General features: G+C 64.3%; 15 protein-coding genes and 2 pseudogenes. 3 read left to right on the plus strand and 14 right to left on the minus strand.

Going from position 1 to position 17,609, the window contains the following annotated elements; all coding sequences use genetic code 11:
• The first annotated feature begins 435 nt into the window (after positions 1-435).
• Together DYI37_RS02605 and trmFO are read left to right on the plus strand one after the other, a co-directional pair.
• A complete protein-coding gene (locus DYI37_RS02605) occupies positions 436-1,629 on the plus strand; it encodes a YbfB/YjiJ family MFS transporter (protein WP_199520061.1) in 1,194 nt (397 codons plus the stop codon).
• Positions 1,630-1,713: 84 nt separating this feature from the next.
• Complete coding sequence (gene trmFO / locus DYI37_RS02610; protein ID WP_116681609.1) at positions 1,714-3,144, plus strand: methylenetetrahydrofolate--tRNA-(uracil(54)-C(5))-methyltransferase (FADH(2)-oxidizing) TrmFO; 1,431 nt, start codon at positions 1,714-1,716, stop codon at positions 3,142-3,144.
• A gap of 12 nt (positions 3,145-3,156) precedes the next feature.
• Here trmFO and DYI37_RS02615 read toward each other — a convergent pair whose 3' ends face one another.
• The 5 genes from DYI37_RS02615 to yajC form a co-directional block, all read right to left on the minus strand.
• A complete protein-coding gene (locus tag DYI37_RS02615) occupies positions 3,157-4,878 on the minus strand; it encodes a DUF4153 domain-containing protein (protein ID WP_158555063.1) in 1,722 nt (573 codons plus the stop codon).
• A 108-nt stretch (positions 4,879-4,986) separates the two neighbouring features.
• Positions 4,987-5,841, minus strand: coding sequence for a phytoene/squalene synthase family protein (locus DYI37_RS02620; protein WP_116681611.1), 855 nt, complete (start codon positions 5,839-5,841; stop codon positions 4,987-4,989).
• Between the two features lie 10 nt (positions 5,842-5,851).
• Positions 5,852-6,241, minus strand: a complete 390-nt coding sequence (locus DYI37_RS02625) for an Mth938-like domain-containing protein (RefSeq protein ID WP_116681612.1) — start codon at positions 6,239-6,241, stop codon at positions 5,852-5,854.
• A gap of 3 nt (positions 6,242-6,244) precedes the next feature.
• Entirely contained in the window at positions 6,245-8,812 is a 2,568-nt protein-coding gene (gene secDF / locus DYI37_RS02630) for a protein translocase subunit SecDF (RefSeq protein ID WP_116681613.1), read from the minus strand.
• 128 nt (positions 8,813-8,940) lie between these two features.
• A complete protein-coding gene (gene yajC / locus DYI37_RS02635) occupies positions 8,941-9,282 on the minus strand; it encodes a preprotein translocase subunit YajC (protein WP_116681614.1) in 342 nt (113 codons plus the stop codon).
• 139 nt (positions 9,283-9,421) lie between these two features.
• Between yajC and DYI37_RS02640 the strand changes: the two genes are divergently transcribed.
• Positions 9,422-10,294 (plus strand): ATP-binding protein, encoded by an 873-nt coding sequence (locus tag DYI37_RS02640; protein WP_116681615.1) that lies wholly within the window; start codon positions 9,422-9,424, stop codon positions 10,292-10,294.
• Between the two features lie 122 nt (positions 10,295-10,416).
• Here DYI37_RS02640 and DYI37_RS02645 read toward each other — a convergent pair whose 3' ends face one another.
• From DYI37_RS02645 to DYI37_RS02685, 9 genes and pseudogenes are all read right to left on the minus strand, one after another.
• Entirely contained in the window at positions 10,417-11,703 is a 1,287-nt protein-coding gene (locus tag DYI37_RS02645; RefSeq protein ID WP_116681616.1) for a peptidoglycan DD-metalloendopeptidase family protein, read from the minus strand.
• Positions 11,704-11,807: 104 nt separating this feature from the next.
• A complete protein-coding gene (locus DYI37_RS02650; protein ID WP_116681617.1) occupies positions 11,808-12,452 on the minus strand; it encodes a methyltransferase domain-containing protein in 645 nt (214 codons plus the stop codon).
• Positions 12,449-13,210, minus strand: a complete 762-nt coding sequence (gene surE / locus DYI37_RS02655) for a 5'/3'-nucleotidase SurE (protein WP_245413745.1) — start codon at positions 13,208-13,210, stop codon at positions 12,449-12,451. Before surE ends, DYI37_RS02650 begins: the two co-directional genes overlap by 4 nt.
• Positions 13,207-13,818 (minus strand): annotated as a pseudogene (serS, locus tag DYI37_RS20625) (serine--tRNA ligase); the annotation flags it as partial. The gene surE and the pseudogene serS, both read right to left, overlap by 4 nt.
• A 150-nt stretch (positions 13,819-13,968) precedes the next feature.
• Positions 13,969-14,628, minus strand: a pseudogene (locus DYI37_RS20630) (serine--tRNA ligase); the annotation flags it as partial.
• Positions 14,629-14,809: 181 nt separating this feature from the next.
• On the minus strand, positions 14,810-15,613 hold the full coding sequence (tatC, locus tag DYI37_RS02670; RefSeq protein WP_116681621.1) for a twin-arginine translocase subunit TatC: 804 nt from the start codon (positions 15,611-15,613) through the stop codon (positions 14,810-14,812).
• Positions 15,610-16,092 (minus strand): Sec-independent protein translocase protein TatB, encoded by a 483-nt coding sequence (gene tatB / locus DYI37_RS02675; protein WP_116681622.1) that lies wholly within the window; start codon positions 16,090-16,092, stop codon positions 15,610-15,612. The genes tatC and tatB overlap by 4 nt, the downstream gene beginning before the upstream one ends.
• A 71-nt stretch (positions 16,093-16,163) precedes the next feature.
• The gene (locus DYI37_RS02680; protein ID WP_116681623.1) at positions 16,164-16,400 is read right to left on the minus strand and encodes a twin-arginine translocase TatA/TatE family subunit; all 237 of its coding nucleotides are present in this window, start codon (positions 16,398-16,400) and stop codon (positions 16,164-16,166) included.
• Positions 16,401-16,458: 58 nt separating this feature from the next.
• Complete coding sequence (locus DYI37_RS02685; protein WP_245413746.1) at positions 16,459-17,577, minus strand: ABC transporter ATP-binding protein; 1,119 nt, start codon at positions 17,575-17,577, stop codon at positions 16,459-16,461.
• Between the last annotated feature and the right edge of the window lie 32 nt (positions 17,578-17,609).

A 17,609-nucleotide genomic window follows, 5' to 3' on the forward strand; every position in this document is an offset into this window, starting at 1 on the left:
CTCCTCCCAAACGTAGGCTCCACACTTGCGACGCCCGCCGGGTCCTCCCCCCGGTGGGCGCCACGCAAGCCTCAAATTCGGTTTCGCTGCAGGGCCACCTCCTCCCGGCCTTCCAGCGGATAAGGGGTCTGCACTCCTCCTCCCAAACGCAGGCTCCACACTTGCGACGCCCGCCGGGTCCTCCCCCCGGTGGGCGCCACGCAAGTCTCCAATTCGGTTTCGCTGCAGGGCCACCTCCTCCCGGCCTTCCAGCGGATAAGGAGCCTACACTCCTCCTCCCAAACGTAGGTTCCGTCTTTACGATGCCCGCCGGTCCTCCCCCGGCGGGCATTGTTGTTTCTGCCGCCCTTCACTCACCTCGCGACCGGCCAGGCGACTTGCGCGCCGGAAAGCCTCGCTGGTAGTTGATGCCGGTGCCGCGGAGGAACGCGCAGGATGAAGAGCCCAGTCAACGCGTCGTCGAGCGATCGCTACCGCCCCATGATCCAGGTCATGGGCCTTGCGTCCGCCGCCGCCATCGGGCTCGGCATCTCCCGGTTCGCCTACGCCCTGATCCTTCCCGCCATGCAGGCCGATCTCGGCTGGTCCTTCTCGACGGCCGGTTGGCTCAACACCACGAATGCGCTGGGTTATCTCGCAGGCGCCCTCCTCGCCGGGCGGGCCAACCGATCCTTCGGCCCGTTCGACGCGATGCGGATCGGCGTCTGGGCATGCATCGCCTCCCTCGGGCTCTGCATTCTCCTCCGCGATCCGCTTCTCCTCAATCTCGCGCGCATCCTGGCAGGGATCGGTGCTGGCCTCGCCTTCGTCGCGGGCGGCGTGCTCGCGGCGCGGATTGCGGCGCGCGACGAGGCGAACGCGATCCTGCTCGGACTGTTCTACGCAGGGCCGGGTTTCGGGATCGCGGTCTCGGGTCTCACGGTTCCCATGGCGCTTGCGGCGGGCGGCAACGATGCGTGGCCCATCGCCTGGGGCGTTCTCGCGCTCGCCGCGATCCTTCTCGCCTTCACCCTGCGTCTCGGTCGCCCGGATGAGGACGAGCAGGGTTCCGCGGTACCGAGACCGCGCCCCCGCCTCGGCGTTATGGCGACCATGCTGTTTGCCTATGCCCTCTATGGCGCCGGCTATATCGGCTACATGACCTTCGTCATCGCCTGGGTACGGGAGGGCGGCGCCGGCATTGCCCTCCAGTCCGCGACCTGGGTCCTGATCGGGATCGGCGCTATGACGTCGCCCTGGATCTGGGGACGCGCCATGCAGAAAACGCGAAACGGTACGGCCTTCTCGATGGCGACGCTCGTCCTCGCCTTCGCCTCCTCCCTCGTCGCGCTCTCGCAGACCTCCATCGTCCTCCTCGTTTCGGCGGCACTGTTCGGTGCGACCTTCCTCGCGGTCGTCACCTCGACCACCGCGTTCGTCCGTCGCAATCTGCCGATCGAGCACTGGACAGCGGGGATCGGCGCGATGACCGTCGCCTTCGGTATCGGTCAGATCCTCGGTCCTGTCGGGGTCGGTGTCCTCACGGATCTGACGGGCGGCGTTTCTGCGGGACAATGGTCTTCGACCCTGCTTCTCTGCCTCGCCTCCCTGATCGGTTTCATGCAGAGGGATTTCGCTCGCCAAGGCTGAACCCGACGCCATCGCCGGTATCCGGCCGTCAGATTGCGTCCGGGCACCCTTTCGGCGCGGGACCCGCGCTGCTAGAATCGGCCCATGACAAACAAGCCCATTCATATCGTCGGCGGCGGCCTCGCAGGTTCCGAGGCCGCCTGGCAGATCGCCACCCGCGGCGTCCCGGTCGTCCTTCACGAAATGCGCCCCAATCGCGGGACGGAAGCCCACAAGACGGACGGTCTTGCAGAACTCGTCTGCTCGAATTCCTTCCGCTCCGACGATGCGGAAGCGAACGCCGTCGGCGTCATACACGCCGAGATGCGCCTCGCCGGCTCTCTCGTCATGCGGTGCGCGGATGCGAACCAGGTTCCTGCCGGCGGGGCCCTCGCAGTCGACCGCGAGGGCTTTTCCGCAGCCGTCACGAAGGCCCTTTCCGATCATCCGCTCATCACCATCGAACGGAGCGAGGTCGAGGGCCTGCCGCCGGAAGAATGGGGACCGACCATCATCGCGACCGGACCGCTGACGGCGCCGGCCCTCGCCGACGGCATACGCCGCGCCACCGGAGAAGATGCCCTCGCCTTCTTCGACGCAATTGCGCCGATCGTCCATTTCGATACCATCGACCTCGACAAGGCGTGGTTTCAGTCCCGCTACGACAAGGTCGGGCCCGGCGGAACCGGCAAGGACTACATCAACTGCCCCCTCGACCAGGAGACCTACGAGCGCTTCATCGCAGCGCTCGTCGAAGGTGACCGTGCGGAGTTCAAGGACTGGGAGGGAACGCCCTATTTCGACGGCTGCCTTCCGATCGAGGTGATGGCGGAGCGTGGACCCGAGACCCTGCGGCACGGTCCCATGAAGCCCATGGGTCTCACCGATGCCCACAATCCGACCGTCAAACCCTATGCCGTGGTCCAGCTGCGTCAGGACAACGCCCTCGGCACGCTCTACAACATGGTCGGTTTCCAGACGAAGCTGAAATATGGCGAGCAGGCTGCGATCTTCCGGATGATTCCGGGACTGGAGAATGCCGAGTTCGCGCGGCTCGGCGGCCTGCACCGCAACACATATCTCGATTCGCCGCGGCTTCTCGATGGCGAATTGCGTCTGAAAAGCATGCCGAGGCTTCGTTTCGCAGGTCAGATCACCGGCTGCGAGGGCTATGTGGAATCGGCTGCGATCGGCCTTCTGGCCGGACGTCTCGCCGCGGCCGAGAGCCTTGGCGAGACCCACGCGCCACCGCCGCCGACGACCGCCATAGGCGCGCTTCTCGGCCATATCACCGGCGGCCATCTCGCCCATGAGGAAGAAGGCGGCAAGCGCTCCTTCCAGCCGATGAACATCAATTTCGGGCTCTTTCCCCCGCTCGAGCCTGGGGCAATCGTCAGGCCCGAAGGCGTGAAGCGCTTCCGGGGCAAGGACAAGTCGATTGCGAAGAAGAAGGCCTTGTCCGCCAGGGCGCTTCGCGATTTCGCCGCCTGGCTCGATGGCGGTAACGACCACGCCGTTCGCGAAGCGGCCGAATGACCTGCGGACGGGTTATTGTCCCCATTCGGCATTGCGGAAGAGCACATCGCCCGACAGTTCGATGAGCCTGCCGGTTCCATCGAAGATCGCCTTCGAAGGGACGATCCCGATGGTTCGACCGCTTGCGCGCAAGATGATCGAAGGCCGGGCGGCCGACGCTTTGCCGGGATATGAGCCGAGCGCGTCGAACACCTCGGGATCGAGCACGAATCTCGCTTCCTGCGTTCCGATGCGGAGAACGAGGACGGTGCCCTGCAAGCGGCCCGTGACCAGCCCGGCGCTGGTATCGCTGAACGTCGAGAAGACCAACGACATCGCCAGACGGTCATATCCGGCGATGTCGAGACTATCTCCCTGGCGCTCGAAGACGACCGTGCGATCCACGGACCGTGCGGGCCCCGCTCTCAAGGAAAGCCGATCGATCAACGCGTTCGCCCGGTCGTAAGCGCTTCTCCCGGGCGAAGCAGGATCGTCCGCGAATCGCGAAACTCGATCCAGCTGATCGACCTGCGCGAGCGCGTAGATCCGTGATCGTGCCTCGGCCTTTTGCGCCGGATCGAGCTCCCCGGCATTGTCTGTTTCATCCCCTGCGTCACTCGGGAGGATCGCTTCCAGACGGATGGACTGACTGCGTCCCACCGTGTCCACGACACCCTGCGGCCCGAAGCTCGAAAGGATCGCCAGACCAACCGGGACACCGACGATGAAGCGCGCGCCCGCACGGCGCGGCACGGCGATCGCCATGCCTGCGATGATCGTTCCTGTCAGCACCAGCAGCGCCAGATAATAGCGCTCGATCGTGAAACCTTCCGATTCGATCCTCAGCCATGCCGCATAGGCGAGGAGTGCCAGAGGCAGGACGAGTGTGTACGGCCATATTCGATCGAAAAGCGCGAGCGCCTTTCCCCCGAGCGTCCGGATCGGCTCGCAAACCACCCGCAGGCTCAGCGTCAGCACGACGAAGACGGAGACGATCCACCCGATTTCGCCCCTCGGCACGTCTCCTGTCCCAAGTATCTTCAGCCCGTAGAGATGCAGGACTATCCCTGAAACGAGAATTAGGGGAGCCGATACCCACCCCGCCAGAAGCGCGACGCTGCGCACGAACTGATGGCCCTCGTCGACGCGGATCCGCTCGTCGAACCGCGCCGGTATCCGTCCGAGGGCAAAGAGCGGGCCGATGAGGGTAAAGCCCGTCGTCAGGATATGACGCTGCAGCCCCGATCCCGCATCGACATCGAAGAGGAAGGCGACCATCTCGATGATCGCGAGGAGCCCGAGCACGAAGACCAGAACGGCGGTGAAGGCCAGCAGGATACCGACGATGATCGAGAGCGAGAACGTCCAGAAGACATCGGCGTCGCCGCGTCCGACGAAGGGCGCGAGCGGAACGGCGAAAACGAGACCGAAGATCAGCGCCGGCGGATAGATGGCCCATTCGAGCCCGAACCAGACGGCGAGCGAGAACAAACCGGCGGCCGCCGTCTGCACGATGTAGCGAATGACGAGCCCATATCCTCGCACCTCGAAGACAAGCGCACCCGCTATTGCGCCAAGGGCGCCGGCGAAGAGTGCCGCCTCGAGCCGCAGGAAGCTCGTATCACCGAGATCGAGCCCGTCGGCCATCTCCAGATTCGCGGCGAGCGAAGCGAGAGCGATGAGGAGAATGACGATCGGAAAACGAGAGACCCCCGTCCCGGTCCGCATGACGAGCGATCCCAGTACCCTCTTCAATCGTCGCATCGGGCGCATGGGCGGTTCAATTCCGTCTACGTTCGGACCGATCATCCTGCGACTTATTCCATGCCCGTGCGAGAAGGCGTCGATGCCGCACTCGGCGTGTCAGCTGCGCATGGTGCGCCAGTAGCGCCAGGTCTTGCCGACGGGACCGATCTCCACCGGCCCGTTCCTCAAGCCGGGGCCGAGCTTCTCAGCCGCGTCGATATAAGAGCTCGCGAGAGAGGCGGGCAAGAAGGCGGCACGCAAGGGCTTCGGCAGGTCCGCGAGGTGAGCGCGCCAGCGGGCGTCATGCTCGCGCCCGAACGCGCAAAAAACCGAAACCGCACGGCTGGAAGGCTCGGCATTGGCGCGAAGGAAATCTTCCTGCGTGCATCCTGCCGCCACCAGGAGGTCGAGCGGGACGGGACACCATCCCCGCCGCAGGTGAACGGGTAGGCGTCGAAGCAGCGACGCGACCAGCACGGCCACGCCCGCATGCCCCGCGGCATCGCTGACCGCGCGCGCGTCCTCGGGCGAAAGGATCGAGGCCGAGAGCATGATCAGCGTCGACTGCGTCTCGCCGGCATATCCCTCGAGATCGCCGGTCGACGGGAACGGGTCGTCGTAGAGATCGAAGATGCGCGCTTCCAGGAATCTCTCGAACGCAGCCCGTGGAAGATCGTGTCTGTCGATCGTCGCCAAGAGCTCGTCGGCGATCGGGTGGCCCGATCCGCCCGATCCGCCGCCGGAGATCAGATCACGCCACCACTGGAGGCGGATCTCGCCGGGAAGCGGCTGGCTGACCAGATCGCGAATCCGGGCGGTCTCGATATCGAATGCATGAAGCGCTGCCCATGCGCCTTTCTTTTCGGTGGGCACGAACGGCATCGCAAGGGAGCGGTCCCGATCCTGTTCATGCACGAGAGCGAGACTTGCCGGAGCATCGATCTCGTCTTCTCGTCGGGACGTATCGTTCATCGAGATCCGATCAATCCACCGCGACGAGAGCCGCCGCGACCGGTCGGTTCTCGGCGAGCATCACGTTGTAGGTGCGCACCGCTGCGCCCGTCGACATGGGATCGCAGGAGAGGCCCAGCCGCCTGAACCTTTCCTTCAAGGCGGGCGGCAGAAACTGGATGCGCGGTCCGGTTCCGAAGAGCAGGAACTTGTAGGTCTCCGCCTCCTTGAAGACCATCTCCAGCCGCTCCCCGGAGAACGGATGCGCATCGCTCGCATCCCAGCCGTAGATGCCCGAGGGCAGGCACAGGATCGAGCCACGATGGGACATATCGGCAAAGCGGAACCCGCCATTGCCATATGCCTCGATCGGAGCGCGGCCCGGAAAATGGGCCTCGCGGATTTCGATACCCTTCGCCAAACCTCAGGCCCTGTTCGCGCCGGAGGCCTCGATCGCCTCGCCCTGCTTCTTGTCGGCCTCGAAGTCGGACGGGCGCAGATTGAAGAAGTAGAGAACCGGCGCAGCGACGAAGATCGACGAGAACGTGCCGATCGCCACGCCGAAGATCATCGGAGCCACGAAATTCTGGATGACCTCGCCGCCGAAGATATACAGCGCCACGAGCGCCAGAAGCGTCGTCAGCGATGTCGTCAGCGTGCGCGACAGCATCTCGTTGTCCGACAGATCGAGAAGGTCGCCGAGCTTCATCGTCTTGTATTTGCGCAGGTTCTCGCGAACGCGGTCGTAGATGACGACCGTATCGTTGAGCGAATAGCCCACGATCGTCAGGATGGCGGCGACCGTTGCGAGATTGAACTCGATCTGCATGAGGACGAGGAAGCCCATCGTCAGGAAGACGTCGTTGATCGTGGCGACGATCGCACCGATGGCGAACTGCCACTCGAAGCGGATCCAGATATAGACCAGGATGCCGACGAGAGATGCGAGGACGCCGAGAACGGCAGCCCAGGCCAGTTCGCCTGAGACCGTCGGGCCCACGACCTCCGTTCGACGGATGTCGTAATCGGCCTCCAGCGCCGCCTGCGCGGCTTCGATCGTCTGCTGCTGTGCGGTATCCGCCTCCCCCGGCGCATTGCCGATGCGGATCAGGGCCTCTGCCGGCGAGCCGAAGGATTGAACCTGGGCATCGGCGATGCCGACCTGGTTCATCGTCTCGCGGATACCGCCGATATCGGCTTCGCCATTCTTGGCCTGAACTTCGATCACCGAACCGCCGGTGAAATCGATGCCGAAATTCAGGCCGACGAGCGGCAAGGCGACGACCGATGCGACGACGAGGGCAATCGAGAGATAGAACGCCTTCAACCGGAACAGCATGAACTTGATGAAGGTCGACTCGGGCACCAGCCGGATATAGCCCTTCGGCAGCTCCTTCGGACGGCGCCGCTTCACCCAGAACGCCATCAGCCAGCGCGTGAGTGTGTAGGCCGTGAAGATCGTCGTGAGGATGCCGAGCGCCAGCGTGACGGCAAAGCCGCGGACGGGGCCGGTGCCCAGCCAGAACAGGATGCCAGCCGCGATCAGTGTCGTGATGTTCGCATCGAGGATCGTGCCGAGCGCCTTCTGGAAGCCGATATCGATCGATTGGACGACCGATCGGCCGTTTCTGCGCTCTTCGCGTATGCGCTCGTAGATGAGGACGTTCGAATCGACGGCCATGCCGACCGTGAGAACGATACCCGCGATGCCCGGAAGTGTAAGCGTGGCGCCGATGACCGTCAGCAGGGCGAACAACAGGACGACGTTCACCATGAGAGCGATGTTCGCGACAATGCCGAGGAAGCCGTAGGCGGCGATCATGAAGATGACGACGAAGGCCGCACCGATGACGCCCGCCATCTCGCCGGCGGCGATGGAATCGGCGCCGAGGCCCGGGCCGACGGTGCGCTCTTCGAGAATGTCGAGATTGGCCGGCAGGGCACCGGCGCGCAGCAGGACCGCGAGATCGTTGGCCGACTGAACCGTGAAGTTGCCGCTGATCTGCGCCTGGCCACCGAGAATCGGCTCGCGGATGTTGGGCGCAGACAGCACCTTGTCGTCGAGCACCATCGCGAAGGGCCGACCGACATTGGACTGGGTCACCCGCGCGAACTGCGTCGCCCCGCGATTGTCGAAGCGGATATTGACGACCGGCTCGTTGGTCTGCTGGTCGAAACCGGGCTGCGCGTCGACGAGGTTCTCGCCCGAGACCATTACCTGACGCTGGACGAGATACGGCACCGGCGGTTGATCGGTCGAGTAGAGAAGTTCCGTTCCGGCCGGGGCGCGGGCCTGACCGTCGGCGACGGACTGAGCCGAGGCGGACTGATCGACCATGCGGAAGGTCAGCTGCGCGGTCTGGTTGAGGAGGTTCTTCAGACGGTCCGGATCGCCGAGACCCGGCACCTGCACGATGATGCGGTTGTTGCCCTCGCGCTGGATGACGGGCTCCGTGGTGCCCAGCTCGTCGACGCGGCGACGAACGACCTCGATCGACTGCTCGACAGCGCTGGTCGTCCGATAGGCGATGCCTTCCGGCGTGAGCGACAGAGCGAGAACGCCGGCCTGCGGTGAGGCGATGGAGACTTCCCGGATCTGGCCGCCGCTCAACAGGCCCGAAGAGACCGGATCGGTGAGATCGGAAAGGGCCTCCTGCGCGGCTTCCGTCTGGGCGGGATCGCGCAGGCGGACCGTGACGGTCTGGTCATTGGCCGAGATCGCCGAATAGCCAATCCGGGCCTCGCGCAAGGCCGAACGGGTCGCGTCGCTCAGCGTCTGAACCCGCTTCTGGACGAGATCGGCCTCGTCCACCTGGAGAAGCAGATAGGATCCGCCCTGCAGATCGAGACCCAGTGTCACCTGCTTCGTCGGCAGGAAATCGGGGAACTTGTCGAGAACCGACCGGGGAAGAGCGTTGGGCAGGGCATAGATGACGCCGAGTGCCACAACGAGCCAAATCAGGATCGTCTTCCAGCGTGAGAAATACAGCATTCAATGATCCGGTCGGGTTATCGAGCGGACGGCACCAGGCGTGCCGTCTCCTTGCGAGGACGTCTGCCAGCGGATTGTGGCGAAAGGGGTGAACCCTTCGCAGACAATGCCGCAGCTATCGGCCTTCGTTACTTCTGGTTCGCGGCCGCAGGCTCGCCCTTCACGCGGACATCGCTGATCATCGCGCGCAGCATGCGGACCTTGGTCTGTTCGGAGATCTGAACCTCGAGCTCGCCATTGTCCAGAACCTTCGTCACCTTGCCGAGGATGCCGCCGCCGGTCACGACCTGATCGCCCCGCCGGATGTTCTCGAGCATCTGGTTGCGCTTCTTCATCTGCGTGCGCTGCGGGCGGATGATGAGGAAGTACATGATCGCGAAGACGGCGACGAAGGGCAGAATGCTGAGAAGCAGATCGCTTCCACCGCCCATTCCACCGGCGGTCTGGGCGAAGGCTTGCGTGACGAACATGTGGGTGACCTTTCATACGAAAAGCGCGGCAAGGCTCGCCGCGCTTTGAAATAATTGCGCCGAATATACGAACGGGCTTGCCGATTGCAACTCAAGTGCGGGAGATGGAGGTCTTCCCACGATGAGTTGAGAGCAAAACATGCACGAGTTCGAGACGAGCGATCTTCAGAACACCCTTCAGAGGATCGCGGATGCCCTCGAGCGAATGGCTCCCGCAGGCGCAGGGGTCGCCGATCTTACCGAAGCCGACTGTTTCGTCTTCGATCCTCCGATGAGCCTCAGGCCTGTGAGAAACGTGAATCGGGTCTCGATCGACCTGCTCCAGGGCATCGATCGCTCGCGCGACATGCTGCTCGACAACACGCAGCGCTTCGCACGGAGCCTGCCGGCAAACAACGCCCTGCTCTGGGGCGCGCGCGGCATGGGCAAGTCATCCCTCGTCAAGGCCGCCCATGCGAGCGTCAACGCGGCCGACGAAGGACGTTCGGCGCCACTGAAACTCGTCGAGATCGCGCGCGAGGATATCGAACGTCTCCCCGATCTGATGGGCGTCCTACGGGATGCGCCGTTCCAGATTCTCCTCTTCTGCGACGATCTCTCCTTCGATGTCGGAGACTCGAGCTACAAGTCGCTGAAAGCGGTCCTCGAAGGGGGCGTCGAGGGACGTCCGAGAAACGTTCTTTTCTACGCCACCTCGAATCGCCGGCATCTCCTGCCGCGCGACATGATCGAGAACGAGCGCGCGACGGCCATCAATCCCGGCGAGTCGGTGGAGGAGAAGGTTTCCCTCTCGGACCGGTTCGGGCTGTGGATCGGCTTCCACAACTGCAGCCAGGAAGATTACCTCACGATGGTCGCCGCCTATGCCGATCGCTACGACCTCGCGATTAACGAGGACGATCTTCGCGCCCAGGCACTCGAATGGCAACTGACCCGCGGAAGCCGCTCCGGCCGCGTCGCCTTCCAGTTCATCCAGGACCTTGCCGGGCGGCTCGGCCGACAAATCGACTGACACCGCGACCGGTCCGCCGCTTCGCGATTCGTCGCCGGGCGCGAAACGATCGACCTGCAGAAAAGGCGGCGACCGTCATCCGGTCGCCGCCTTCGTTCAATTTCGAGCGATCGGTTCGCCGCTCAGTTCAGATATTTTGACGGGTCCACCGGCGAGGAATTCTTGCGGACTTCGAAGTGGAGCTGCGGCACGTCCGTATCGCCGGTCATGCCGGAGCTTGCGATCTGCTCACCGCGCTTGACGGTATCGCCGCGCTTCACCTTCAGCGCATCGGCGTGGCCGTAGACGGTGACGAGACCATCGTCATGCTTGACGAGCACCGTGTTGCCGAACTCCCTCAGGCCGTCGCCGGCATAGATCACGACGCCGTTCTCGGCAGCCTTGATCGGGGTTCCGCGCGGCACGGAGATGTTGAGGCCATCATTGCGACGGGAGCCGACCTTCTCGCCGAAGCGCTGGAGGACGCGGCCCTGAACCGGCCAGCGATAGCCGCTGATGCCGCTTGCCTGCGGGGCTGCCGCATCGCTGTCCTTCGACTGGCTGGTGACCGTGGAGCTCGGCGCGGCCGTCGCGACCTCGACCGGCTTGGCCGGCTCGGCGGCCTGGGCTGCCGGTGCGGGCGTCGACACCGGTGCCGATGCGGTTGCGGCGGGTTTGGTCTCGACCGGCGCTGCCGCGGTCTCGGCCTTCTGATAGGGCTTCGGCGCGGAGCTGATCGATGCCACCTGCCGGTTATCGGTCGGCGTGCTGCTTGCGATCCTGGAGCCGGTCGGCAGAACGAGACGCTGGCCGAGGCGCACCGTGTCGCCCGTCATATTGTTCGCATCGCGGATCGCCTGGGCCGATACTCCGGAGCGCCGAGCGATCGAAGAGAGCGTGTCGCCGCTCGCGACGGTCACGGTCGATCCCGAGGACGGGCTCGAAGAGGCGTTCGGGCGGACGGAGGGGCTCGCAATGCGCGCGGCCTGCTGCTGGAGCGTCGAAGGCGCTGCGCCCAGCGTCTGGCCCTGGCTTGCGCTCGGTTGAGCCGCCATGCCGGACTGCGCGCCGGTGGACGAATTGTCGTTCCATGCGGTCTGTTGCGGCTGCGCGCCTTGAGCCTGAGGCGGCGGAAGCTGGCCGCGCTGCACCTCCGGGTTCGGAGCGGCATAGACCGGAGAGGCCTGATTGGACGAGATCGAGCCAGTCATCGTCTGATCGATGCCCGCGCCGTAACCCTGATTGTTCTGATAGGCCGGATTGGCGGCGGCCGTCTGCATCGGGGCGGTCTGCGGCAGGGCATTGGCATAGAAGCTGTCGTCGAGGCGGACAGCATCGGCCGAACAACCGGCGGCAAGGCCACTGACGAGGAGGATCGCGGTGGCAAACGCGGTGCGGGTTCTCAAGGAAGGGTGGATCAGGCTCGGCATCGCTGTCCCTCAGACGACAGGAAATTTGACGCCATTAGAACGCGTTAATCTTACTTTGCTATTAATTCCCCAGGCGCAATTCGGACAAAACCCTTGCTGTCCAATCAAAGTGCCGCTGCGATCCCGGAGGCGATCGGCTGATAGCGCACCGGCCAGAGGTCGTCCCGCTCGAACCGCGCACCGACTTTCGACAACCGCACCAGCATCTGTTCGCCCGTCCCCTCCCCGATGGCGCAGACGAGAGTGGACTGCGGCCCCATCTGGTCGAGGAAATGCTTCGGCAGCGCCGGAAATGCGGCGTTGACGAGAATGCGGTCATATGGTGCGGCTTCCGCATATCCCTCCGAGCCGTCCGCCAGGAACAATGAGACATTCGTCACGCCCGCCTCCCGCAAGGCAGTCTCCGCTCTCGCCAGAAGCCGGCGATAGCGCTCCAGCGAAGTGACGTGGAGGGCAAGGCGGGCGATCAGTGCGGTCCCGTATCCGCTACCCGTTCCGATTTCGAGCACCCGGTGGCGCTGCGACAGGTCGAGCGCGTGGATCAGGCGTAGTGCCGTCACCGCATCGGGCATCGTTTCCCCGCAATCGAGGGGCAGAGGACCGTAGCCGTAGGGATCGGCCCCACGGATCGGGAGAAAGACCTCCCGCGGAACGAGCGCTGCCGCTTCCAGCACCCTCGTGGCAAACGAGGGCTCGTCGGCCCTCAACCGGGCGAGAAACCGGGACCGATCGCTCGCAGGGTCGTTCATCCTTCCAGATGGTCCGTCAACCCGTCCACGAGATGCCCGGCTGTCAGGTCCAGATGAAGGGGCGTGACGGAGATGTAGCCGTCCTGCAGCGCGGAGATATCGGAGCGCTCCACATTCGGCCCGTTGCGACGACCGAACTTCAGCCAGAAATAGGAGCGCCCGCGCCCGTCCTCGCGCTGCTCGATCCCCAAAGCGGGATCGAGCTTGCCCTGGCGGGTGACGCGAACGCCCTCGACCTCGTCCGGCTCGCGAACGGGAAAGTTGACGTTGAACAGATGCCCGGGCGGCAAATCGTAAGACATCAGCTTTCGGATGATCGCCGGGCCGTGCCGTTCGGCCGTCGCCCAGGGATTCTCGAGCCGCTTGTCCGGCGAAAAGGCCTGACTGAGCGCGATCGACCGAACGCCGAGCAGGGTCCCTTCCATGGCGCCGGCGACCGTTCCAGAATAGGTCACGTCGTCGGCGGCGTTCTGGCCGAGATTGATGCCCGAAAGGACGAGGTCCGGCGGGCTATCCATGAGCTTGCGCATCGCCATGATGACGCAGTCCGTCGGGGTTCCCGAGAGTGCGAACCGCTTTTCGCCCAGCTGCCGCAGGCGCAGGGGATGCGAAAGCGTCAGCGAGTGGGCAAGGCCGCTCTGATCCGCTTCCGGTGCCACGGTCCAGACATCGTCGGAGATCTCGGCCGCGATGCGTTCGAGCGCCTCCAGACCTTCCGAGAGGATGCCGTCGTCATTGGTGATGAGAATGCGGGTCACGAGACTGCCTCGATGCGTTCGATCCCGCCCATATAGGGCTTCAGGCATTCGGGCACGGTGATCGATCCATTCTCGTTCTGGTAGTTCTCCATGACCGCGATGAGCGCGCGTCCGACCGCCACGCCGGATCCGTTCAGCGTGTGGACAAAGCGGGGCTGCTTCTCGCCTTCCACCCTGTAGCGGGCCGCCATGCGACGCGCCTGGAAATCACCGCAGACCGAACAGGAGGAGATCTCGCGATAGGCATCCTGTCCCGGGAGCCACACCTCGATGTCGTAGGTCTTGCGCGCGGCAAAACCCATATCGCCGGTGCACAGGGTCACGACACGGTAGGGCAGGCCCAGCCGCTTCAACACCTCTTCCGCGCAACCCGTCATCCGCTCGAGTTCGCTGGCGGACGTCTCCTCGCTGGTGATGGAGACCATCTCCACCTTGTTGAACTGGTGCTGGCGCAGCATGCCGCGCGTGTCGCGGCCCGCAGAGCCTGCCTCCGAGCGGAAGCAGGGCGTCAGCGCCGTCATGCGCAGCGGCAGCTGGCCTCCATCGAGCACGCGATCTCGCACGAGGTTGGTGAGGGGCACCTCCGCCGTCGGAATCAGCCAGAATTCCTCTTCGGTCGGCGCGCGTTCCAAAACCTGCGGAACGAGCTTTTCGAGCGAGATCTCGCCGCTCTTCAGGGCATCGAGATCGGCCTGCGTCGTATACGTCTCGAGCAGGCTTTCGACCTGATGGCCGCGTCCCGTCATCGACGCACCAATGAACAGATCCTCGCCGAACTTCGGAAGCTGGGAGGTGCCGTACATCGCGTCGTTGCGCACGAGCAGAGGCGGCTGCGTCTCCTCATAGCCGTGTTCGCCGGTATGCACGTCGAGCATGAACTGGCCGAGAGCCCGCTCGAGCCGAGCGAGCTTGCCGCGCAGAACGTTGAACCGGGAACCGGAAATCTTGGCGGCCAGATCGAAATCCATCATTCCGAGCGCTTCGCCGAGCTCGAAATGTTCCTTCGGCGCAAACCCGAATTCGGGCTTCTCGCCGACCCGCCGAACCTCGACATTGTCAGCCTCGTCCGTACCCACCGGCACATCGTCGAGAGGCACATTGGGAAGCCTCGATAGCGCGTCGACAAGGGCCAGATCGATCGCACGCTCTTCCGCCTCGCCGGCCTGGATCTCGGCCTTGATCTGCGCGACCTCGTCGATCAGGGACTGCGCCTTGGCGTCGTCGCCAGAGCCTTTCGCCTTGCCGATCGCCTTGGAGGCCTCGTTGCGCCTGCCCTGAAGTTCCTGAAGGGTCTTCAGGTGATCACGGCGCCGTTCGTCGAGCTTGATGAGATCGATCGCGACAGGCTTTGCCCCTCGGCTGGCGAGGGCTTCGTCGAGCTTGCCCGGATTTTCACGTATCCACTTGATATCGATCATGGCCCACCACTGCATTTCGTTCGTGGCGACGGTGGTCCGGCAGGCTCATCGACCCCGGAAACGCAACGCCGCGGTTGCGGCACCGCCCGCGATGCCGGCTGCGCCCCGACTTGCGATGATCCTCGGAACCTGCGGCATTCAGCCTTCGGGAAGGACCATCGAGACCGTGGACGGATGAGGTCTAGACCTCGGCCTCGCCGAGGAGGCGTTCGCGCTTTCTTTCGATGTAGCGCGCCGCCAGGATGGAAATCTCGTAGAGAAGGATCGTGGGCACCGCAAGACCGATCTGGGACAGGGGATCGGGCGGTGTCAGCACGGCTGCCACGATGAACGCGATGACGATCGCATATTTGCGCTTGCCCGCGAGCCCCGCTGCGGACGTAATGCCGGCGCGCACCAGAAGCGTGGCGACGACTGGCAGCTGGAACACCATGCCGAAGGCGAAGATCAGCGTCATGATCAGCGAGAGATATTCCGAAACGCTGGGCAGAAGCTCGATGATCGCCTGCCCGTCCCCGCCCGACTGCTGCATGGAGAGGAAGAACCACATCACCATGGGCGTAAAGAAGAAGTAGACCAGCGCCGCACCCAGCAGAAACAGGATCGGCGTCGCGATCAGGAACGGTAGGAAGGCCCCGCGCTCGTTCTTGTAGAGCCCCGGCGCGACGAACTTGTAGACCTGCCCGGCAATGATCGGGAATGCGAGGAAGAACCCGCCGAAGGCGGCGATCTTCACCTGCGTGAAGAAGAATTCCTGGGGTGCCGTATAGATGAACCGAGCCTGTTCGGCCGGAAGCCCCGCCCAGTCGAACGCCGTCTGGTATGGGATCACGAGCAGGTTGAAGAGCTCCTTGGCGAAGAAGAAGCAGAGAACGAAGGCCAGGAAGAAGCCGATAATCGACCGTATCAGACGTTGCCGCAGTTCGATCAGATGCTCGATCAGCGGAGCCGAGGATGCCTCGATGTCGTCGTCGGACCGGCTCACGATCTCTGCTCCCGGGACGTTCCGTCCGCAACTTTGTCGTCGACGGCCCGCGTGCTCGCGGCCCCTGTCTCAGGCTTGACGGACTGAAGTGGCTCCATCTGCGGCCCGGACGTCTTCAAAGGCGCTTCGGGATGCGGCTCGCGCCTGGCCGGCTCCATGCGATCCTCGGGCATCTTCGTCGCCGACTGGACGGAGGACCGGATGTCGTCGCCGATCTCGCGCATCGGTTTCATCGCTTCACGAACCTGCCGTCGCGGATCGAGGCTTCGAACATCGTCCACGGTCTTGCGGACCTCGTCGAGTTCGGCCTCCTTGAGAGCGTCGTCGAGCTGCTTGCGGAAATCACCCGCCATGGACCGCATCTGGGCCATGATGCGACCGAACGAGCGCAGCATGCCCGGCAGGTCCTTGGGACCGACCACCACGATCAGGACGACCGCGATGACCAACATTTCGGTCCAGCCGATATCGGGAAGCATGATCGGTCCTCGGAACGGCGATGCCAGCCGGGTCACCCGGCCGACATGCGCCTCTGGTTGGGCTGGAACGCTTAGACGGGGGTCTTGTCGGTCCGGGTTTCCTGATTGACCGTCGTCGTACCGGACTGATCATCGAGGCCGCGCCGCTCGGTTGCGGTGCTGCTTGCCTCGTCGTCGCTCATGCCCTTCTTGAAGTTCTTGATGCCCTTGGCGACGTCGCCCATCAATTCGGGGATCTTTCCCCGACCGAAGAGAAGCAGCACGACCGCGAGAACGATCAGCCAGTGCCAGATGCTAAAGCTTCCCATAAAAACTCTCCGTACCTGCCGAACTTGGGCGCTCGGCCATCGATTCCGTCGGCCTTAACTAACGATCACTCGCGTCTTTTTCAAACACGATCACTGCGAGCGGATCGACCGATACCACAACATCGCGACAGTTTTCCGGCACGGTTCCCGCTCTCATGCGCGAACGCAAGGGTTCGTCGACACCTTCGACCGCGACCGTGAAGAGATCCACCCCGCCGAGAAACCGCCGGGACAAGACCCGTCCGGTCACCCCGGCCTCGCCCGTCCCGAGCCTCAAACCGTTGAGACGCAAGGCAACGGTGAGCTTCGCGCCGTCGTCGCACCGCGTCGTCGCCACCGGCCCGAGGGCGGTGACGACCCGGCCTCCCCTCGCCTCGGCCTCGATGACGTTGAGCTCGGAAAAGAAACCGGCCGCGAACAGGTTGACTGGATCACGATAAAGTTCGCGCCCAGTCCCCGTCTGGATCAGTCGGCCATCGCGCAACAACGCGATCCGATCGCCCATGCGCATCGCCTCTTCGGCATCATGAGTGACGACGATGGCGGTCGCCCGGCTTTCCCGCAGGATCTGAAGCGTATCGGTGCGGATCGTGTCCTTGAGTCGGCTGTCGAGACCGGAGAACGGCTCGTCCATGAGGAGGACGGACGGGCGCGGCGCGAGCGCGCGGGCGAGCGCAACCCTCTGCTGCTCGCCGCCGGAAAGCATATGGGGATACTGGTCGCCGCGCCCGGACAGTCCGACACGCTCGAGCGCCGAAGCCGCCGCGGTCCTTGCGGCCGAGGACGACAGTCCCGTGAGCCCGAACGCCACGTTCTTCAGGAGCGTCATATGCGGAAACAGGGCGTAGTCCTGAAACATCAGCCCGACGCCGCGATGCTCCGGCGGGACGAACACGCTCTCGCTCGCCATGACCTCGCCGTTCAGGAGCAATCTGCCGCGGCTCTGACGCTCGATCCCCGCCGCAATCCGCAAGAGAGTCGTCTTGCCGGACCCGGAAGGCCCGAGAAGGCAGAGGATCTGTCCGGGCTCGGCCGAAAGATCGATGCCGCAGAGGACATCCTTCGACCCGAATCGCTGGTGGACCCCCTCGAAGGTCAGGCTCGCGGCGAAGCTGACCCCGACACTCGTCCGCCCGGCTGGCCGCGGCTGATCATTCTGCTTGAGCTGTGACTGCACGACGACCGACCGCGTTATCATGGGCAAGGTGA

The sequence above is a fragment of the Fulvimarina endophytica genome (assembly GCF_003403015.1).
GTDB lineage: Bacteria > Pseudomonadota > Alphaproteobacteria > Rhizobiales > Rhizobiaceae > Fulvimarina > Fulvimarina endophytica.

What these genes read in the sequence shown, in the direction of transcription:
- secDF (WP_116681613.1), bottom strand. Translation starts at nt 8,812, where the DNA reads ATGCTGTATTTCTCACGCTGGAAGACGATCCTGATTTGGCTCGTTGTG.
- DYI37_RS02650 (WP_116681617.1), bottom strand. Translation starts at nt 12,452, where the DNA reads ATGAACGACCCTGCGAGCGATCGGTCCCGGTTTCTCGCCCGGTTGAGG.
- tatB (WP_116681622.1), bottom strand. Translation starts at nt 16,092, where the DNA reads ATGCTTCCCGATATCGGCTGGACCGAAATGTTGGTCATCGCGGTCGTC.
- trmFO (WP_116681609.1), top strand. Translation starts at nt 1,714, where the DNA reads ATGACAAACAAGCCCATTCATATCGTCGGCGGCGGCCTCGCAGGTTCC.
- DYI37_RS02640 (WP_116681615.1), top strand. Translation starts at nt 9,422, where the DNA reads ATGCACGAGTTCGAGACGAGCGATCTTCAGAACACCCTTCAGAGGATC.
- DYI37_RS02605 (WP_199520061.1), top strand. Translation starts at nt 436, where the DNA reads ATGAAGAGCCCAGTCAACGCGTCGTCGAGCGATCGCTACCGCCCCATG.
- DYI37_RS02680 (WP_116681623.1), bottom strand. Translation starts at nt 16,400, where the DNA reads ATGGGAAGCTTTAGCATCTGGCACTGGCTGATCGTTCTCGCGGTCGTG.
- DYI37_RS02620 (WP_116681611.1), bottom strand. Translation starts at nt 5,841, where the DNA reads ATGAACGATACGTCCCGACGAGAAGACGAGATCGATGCTCCGGCAAGT.
- DYI37_RS02645 (WP_116681616.1), bottom strand. Translation starts at nt 11,703, where the DNA reads ATGCCGAGCCTGATCCACCCTTCCTTGAGAACCCGCACCGCGTTTGCC.
- yajC (WP_116681614.1), bottom strand. Translation starts at nt 9,282, where the DNA reads ATGTTCGTCACGCAAGCCTTCGCCCAGACCGCCGGTGGAATGGGCGGT.